This window comes from Zhongshania sp. (genome assembly GCF_041584495.1).
In the GTDB taxonomy this organism is placed as follows: Bacteria; Pseudomonadota; Gammaproteobacteria; order Pseudomonadales; family Spongiibacteraceae; genus Spongiibacter.
Genome location: NZ_JBFHDY010000045.1, coordinates 21,170 through 27,186, shown reverse-complemented (window position 1 = coordinate 27,186; position 6,017 = coordinate 21,170). Strand labels below are relative to the sequence as shown.

At 53.2% G+C, this 6,017-nt stretch carries 5 protein-coding genes; all 5 read left to right on the top strand.

The genetic code is table 11. From position 1 onward, the window contains the following. Positions 1 to 167: 167 nt before the first annotated feature. The 5 genes from cofE to ABYP33_RS09435 are packed head-to-tail and all read left to right on the top strand — an operon-like array spanning position 168 to position 6,002. On the top strand, positions 168 to 938 hold the full coding sequence (gene cofE / locus ABYP33_RS09455; RefSeq protein WP_373090579.1) for a coenzyme F420-0:L-glutamate ligase: 771 nt from the start codon (positions 168 to 170) through the stop codon (positions 936 to 938). Beyond that, complete coding sequence (cofD, locus tag ABYP33_RS09450; protein ID WP_373090578.1) at positions 938 to 1,924, top strand: 2-phospho-L-lactate transferase; 987 nt, start codon at positions 938 to 940, stop codon at positions 1,922 to 1,924. The genes cofE and cofD overlap by 1 nt, the downstream gene beginning before the upstream one ends. A 30-nt stretch (positions 1,925 to 1,954) precedes the next feature. Then, positions 1,955 to 2,716 carry a 2-phospho-L-lactate guanylyltransferase gene (gene cofC, locus ABYP33_RS09445; protein WP_373090577.1) on the top strand — a complete coding sequence of 254 codons (762 nt, stop codon included), beginning with the start codon at positions 1,955 to 1,957 and terminating at the stop codon, positions 2,714 to 2,716. Then, complete coding sequence (gene cofH, locus ABYP33_RS09440) at positions 2,713 to 5,181, top strand: 5-amino-6-(D-ribitylamino)uracil--L-tyrosine 4-hydroxyphenyl transferase CofH (RefSeq protein WP_373090576.1); 2,469 nt, start codon at positions 2,713 to 2,715, stop codon at positions 5,179 to 5,181. Before cofC ends, cofH begins: the two co-directional genes overlap by 4 nt. Before the next feature lie 59 nt (positions 5,182 to 5,240). Next, entirely contained in the window at positions 5,241 to 6,002 is a 762-nt protein-coding gene (locus tag ABYP33_RS09435; RefSeq protein ID WP_373090575.1) for an SDR family oxidoreductase, read from the top strand. Positions 6,003 to 6,017 lie beyond the last annotated feature (15 nt).

Sequence of the window (6,017 nt, the reverse complement as noted above, 5' to 3'; positions counted from 1 at the left end):
GCGGCAGTAATCGAATTGGTTGAAGCGGCTGGTTTGCGTGGCTTTCATGCCGGCAGTATCGCCAATGCGGCGGCAGTGGAGGCGATGACCTCGCTGCTCATTTTTATCAATAAGCAGTATAAGTGTCACGCCGGAATTAAATTGACCGGTCTGGATCGCTGATTAATATGACGCAAGGCGCTCTGACATTACACCCGGTGCCGGGTATTCCCCTGGTAGAACCTGGCGACGATCTTTGCGCGCTGGTGCTAAGCGCGCTAGATCAAGCAAACTTGCCGTTGCAAGACGGCGATGTCTTGGTGCTTGCTCAAAAAATTGTCTCGAAGTCTGAGGGGCGCTACGCCTTTTTAAACAATGTGGAGCCCAGCCCCGAGGCGCATGCCTTAGCGCTTGAGTGCGATAAAGACCCTCGGCATATGGAAGTTTTACTGAGCGAGTCGCGTGCAGTTCTGCGTCGTCGACCGGGGGTAGTTATTGTTGAACATAAGTTAGGCTATGTTCATGCTAATGCCGGTATTGATCGCTCTAATATTCAAAGTGATGACAGCAACCCTCGTTTGCTGCTGTTGCCAGAAAACCCGGATGCCAGCGCCCAGTGTCTGCGTGAGGCACTGGCTGTGAAAACGGGTGCACAGCTTAATATTATTATTAATGACAGCGCAGGGCGAGCTTGGCGCAATGGCAGCGTCGGCTTTGCCATAGGCACGGCAGGTTTTGAACCGCTAGAAAATCGTATTGGTGAGCAGGATCTCTTCGGTCGTGCCCTCGAAGTTACCGAAGTGGCGGTTGCCGATGAACTCGCCGCCGCGGCATCTTTTTTGATGGGACAGGGCAGTGAGGCGATGCCATTGGTATTGATTCGGGGCGCTAAATTGCGTCCCGCAAATGGTGGTTCGGCCTCATTAATTCGCGATCGAGATAAGGACATGTTTCGCTAATGAGTACTCATCGTTCACTTGATTCTGAATTTCAGGGCCGAATACTGGCATTAACCGGCGGCGTGGGCGGTGCTAAATTGGCGCGTGGACTCGCTGGCGTGCTCAAGGGCAGTCAACTCACTATTGCTGCAAATACTGCAGATGATTTTGATTACTGGGGCCTGCGAATATGCCCAGATCTTGATTCAGTCATGTATGCCTTAGCCGACCTCAATGATGAAACCCGCGGTTGGGGGCTAAAGGATGAAAGCTGGCGGACAGGAATTGCCATGCGCCGCCTTGGCGGTGACGAATGGTTTCAAATCGGCGACCAAGACGTCGCAACGCATATTTTTCGCAGTCAAATGCTGGCGGCCGGTTCGAGTTTAGCTGAGGTAACGGAGAAACTGTGCTGCGGCTTAGGCATTGCGCAGAGTCTATTGCCGATGAGCGAAGATAGAGTCGCCACTAAAGTTAACACCGATCAGGGCTGGCTCGAGTTCCAAGAGTATTTTGTTCGCGATAAATGTGAACCAGAGGTGCGTGGCTTGAACTTTGAGGGCATCGACACTGCACAGCTGCACCCGGCTATTGTTAATCTCCTGCAAGGTGACGAGCTCGCCGCAGTAATTATTTGTCCGTCCAATCCCTTTGTGAGTGTTGATCCTATTCTGTCGATTCCTGGTTGTCGGGCGCTATTAAATTCGACTAAAGCGCCTGTTATCGCCGTGTCGCCGATAATTGCTGGCCGTGCGGTAAAAGGTCCCGCCGCTAAAATGATGCGAGAGTTGTCGATGCCAGCTACAGCGACGGCGGTGGCTCAGTATTACGGTGAACTGCTCGACGGCTATGTTTTGGATGAGCAAGATGCAGAATACGCCGACGAGGTCGCATCGCTGGGAATTGACGTGTGTGTTGCCCCCACGATGATGAGTGATGTGAACAGTAAAATGCGTTTGGCCGAGATTGTATTGGATTTTTCCGCGGGAATTGCGCTGCGCAATTAAAATAAAATCATCGATAAAGTGAAAAATTGTATGTGGGTACTGCTGCCATTAAAAGATTTTGTTCAGGCCAAACAGCGCTTGTCCGGTAGTCTAACGGTATCAGAGCGGCGCGGTTTATTCCATGCGATGGTCGAAGACGTGTTAACGGTGGTGTCGGTCCACCCCAGCTTAGAACGAGTGGTGCTGGTCTCAGATGACCCCGCCGCGCAGTTATTAGCGGAGCATTATCGCGTCGAGTATTGGTCTGAGCGCAGTTTTGCAGTTCGCGGTTTAAGTGAAGTGGTTGGTTCTGCGTTAGCGAAAATACAGTCTATTGCAGTTGGTGAGCAAAATACGGTGATGGTGGTGCATGGTGATTTGCCATTACTCTGCGCCAGCGAACTCGATACGGTAATTCGTGAGCATCAGCAGTTGCTTGCTTCGGGTAATTCCGGCTTGAGCATCGTTACCGATCGCCATCAGCGCGGTAGTAATATCTTAGTGTGTGACCCCGCGCGGCCGCTGAATCTCGCCTACGGTGCTGATAGCTGTGCATTGCATTGCGAGGCGGCCCGTCGAATAGGGATTCCCACTCAGGTCTTACAGCTGCCAGGCATCGGTCAAGACATTGATACACGCGAGGATTTATTGCGTTTGTTGGCACTGCCTGAAACTGGAGTTGCCACCCATACCCTGACATTTTTGCATGACACTGGCATCGCGCAGCGGCTTAATACCATGAATACGGAAGCCAATGTTAGTGCCTTGATTGCCCATACAGAATCGGCATTGTCCGAGTGGAATACCTTATGACAGCGACGGGTTATTTAACGGAAGTGGCGCCTGAGGGATTAAGTGAGGTAGATGCCTTGCGCCTAGCCGAGCTTGGTGACAGCCCGGTCTTAATGCAGGCTGCTGCGCAACAGCGTGATCGCGGCTTTACTAATGGGGTGAGTTATTCGCGTAAAGTGTTCATTCCGCTAACGCATTTGTGCCGCGATGTTTGCCATTACTGCACTTTTGCGAAAACGCCCAAGAAGATCGAGCAGGCGTATTTGCCTGTCGAGCAAGTGCTAGCGCAAATGAAAGTCGCCGAGAGCATGGGCTGCAAAGAAGCGCTGTTTACCCTGGGTGAAAAGCCTGAACTACGCTACCGTGCGGCGCGGGAAACGCTGGCGCAAATGGGCTTTTCGACCACATTAGAATATCTCGCTCATGTCGCCGGCAGAGTCCTGGCCGAAACCAATGTACTTCCCCATATTAATGCCGGTTGCATGAGCGATGAAGAAATCGCGATGTTGCGCCCGGTGTCGGCATCCATGGGTATTATGCTGGAGTCCGCGTCGGCCCGCCTTTGTGAGAAAGGCATGCCGCATTACGGCTCCCCTGACAAAGACCCCGAATTGCGTTTGGCGACAATTGAACGGGCGGGGCGCGCGGCGGTGCCGTTCACTTCAGGTATCTTGATTGGTATTGGTGAAACTCGTTTGGAGCGGGTGGAATCACTACTGGCATTGCGCGCGCTACACCGCCGTTACGGCCATTTGCAGGAAGTGATTGTTCAAAACTTTCGCGCTAAACCGAATACCAAAATGGCAACTGCGCCCGAGCCCGATCTAAATGAACTGCTGTGGACAATTGCTGTTGCGCGGCTTATTTTTGGATCGCAAATGAGTGTTCAGGCGCCGCCGAACCTAAGTCCGGGCGTATTGCAGCAGCTCGTTGCAGCGGGTTTAAACGACTGGGGCGGGGTGTCGCCTCTAACGCCCGATTTTGTTAACCCTGAGGCGCCGTGGCCGCACCTAGAAACCCTTGCGAGAGAAACGGCGGCGGCGGGCAAGCACCTGCATGAACGTTTAACTATTTATCCGCGCTATGTACAGAGCTACTCGCGCTGGCTTGATCCCGCCCTGCACACCAAAGTTTTGCACTATAGCGATGGCCAAGGTTTGCCGAAAGAAGATAACTGGGTGGCCGGGCAAGACTTTGAAGCGCCCGCAGTGGATCTGGCTCTGCTCGCCAGTGAAGCCAATAAGCAGGCAGCTGCAGTGGCCATTTCGGGCGATATAAAAAATATCATTGCGGCGGCAATGCGCGCCGAGGCGCTGAGTGAAGGCGATATTCTTCGCCTTTTCACGGCTCGTGGCAGTGATTTTGCTGCGGTGTGCCGCGCCGCGAATACCTTGCGAGAACAGCGCTGCGGTGATCGCGTTAGTTATGTGGTTACGCGCAATATTAATTACACCAATGTCTGCTATTTTAAATGCCAGTTTTGTGCTTTTTCGAAGGGGAAATTGAGCGAAAATTTGCGCGGTCGTCCCTATGATTTGTCCGGTGAAGAAATTGCCCGACGGGCCAAAGAGGCTTGGCAGCGCGGCGCTTCTGAAGTTTGTATGCAGGGTGGGATTCACCCTGAATACACCGGGCAAACCTATTTAGATATTGTTGCCACCTTGCGCGCCGCTACGCCAGATATGCACATTCACGCGTTCTCGCCTTTAGAGGTTTGGCAGGGAGCGGAGACTTTGGGCTTGGATTTAGAGACGTATCTCAGGCAGCTTAAAGAGGCTGGGTTACACACTTTGCCAGGCACGGCTGCAGAGGTTTTAGACGACGAGGTGAGAGCGGTTCTTTGTCCAGATAAAATCAATACAGAGCAGTGGCTCGCTGTCATGGCGGCAGCCCATAAAGTTGGGTTGCGTTCTACGGCAACGATTATGTATGGCCATGTAGACAACTATCGGTCGTGGGCGCGGCACCTATTGCTGGTGCGGAGCTTGCAAGAAAAGACCGGCGGTTTTACGGAGTTTGTGCCGCTGCCCTTTGTGCCGCCAGAAGCACCTATTTATTTGAAAGGACGCGCTCGCCGTGGTCCGAGTTTCCGCGAAGCTATTTTAATGCACGCCGTGGCGCGTTTGGTGTTTAACGGCTTAATCGACAATATTCAGGCGTCGTGGGTTAAGATGGGCGAGCAGGGGGTCGAAGCATTGCTCAATGCCGGTGTTAACGACCTGGGCGGCACCTTGATGAATGAAACCATTACTCGTGCAGCGGGTGCTGTTCATGGTCAGGAGGCCGCGCCCGAGCTGATGGAAGCGCGTATTCGACGGGCGGGCCGACAAGCTTTTCAGCGCAATACCTTATACGGCCCAGCCGACCCTCAGCAGAGTTTGCGTTCACGCAGTGCCGCACCGCTTAGCGAGGTGGAGAACACCCCTGCGCATAAATATGAGCGCAGTAAGCAAATTAGCACCGAGGACGTTATTGCCACGAGCTGAGAGCCTTAATCGACCGCTGCTTGCTGCAGCCGTGTTGCTATCCAGGGAAAATAAAAATAATGGGAATTTATGCTTTAACGGGTGGCGCCACCGGAATTGGTGCGGCCATAAAAACGCAGCTTAGGGCTTTGGGTCACGAGGTTATTGTGGTCGATCTGCACGAGGGCGATGTTTGTGTCGATCTTGCCGACGCGTCGGGGCGGCAAAAAGCCATTGATGGAATCCGCGCGCTCGCTCCAGCGGGCTTAGACGGCTTTATACCCTGTGCAGGGCTTGGCCCGTCGGTGCGGCCACTGTCGCTAATTAGTCAGGTGAATTATTTCGCTGCGGTTGCGGTTACGGAAGGGGTTTTAGATCTACTGGTGCGGCGCAAGGGCAGTGTTGTGATGATTTCATCTAACTCTGCCGTCATGACCGCTCACGACGACTACGTGAAATTATTGCTGGCTGATGACGAAGCGGCGGCCTGCGAGATGATCGCGAGTAAAGATGCTCACACGGCCTACGCGGGTTCTAAACACGCGTTGAGCTGTTGGTTGCGTCGCAATGCGCCAGATTATGCCCGTCAGGGTGTACGGATTAACGCGGTAGCACCGGGTATTGTCAACACACCGTTGAGCGACAAAGTGCTAGCCGACAAGGATTTAGGGCAGTTTATGAGGGATTTTGGCGACAGCGTACCCCTTCGTGCCATTGGTCAGCCAGCTCAAATAGCCGAGGTGGTGTGCTTTTTACTCAGTGACAAAGCCAGTTTCATGTCTGGCGCCATCGTATTTGTTGATGGTGGTCATGACGCCATGCTGCGTCCAGACCAATTTTAAGCATTGGAAAGTGGG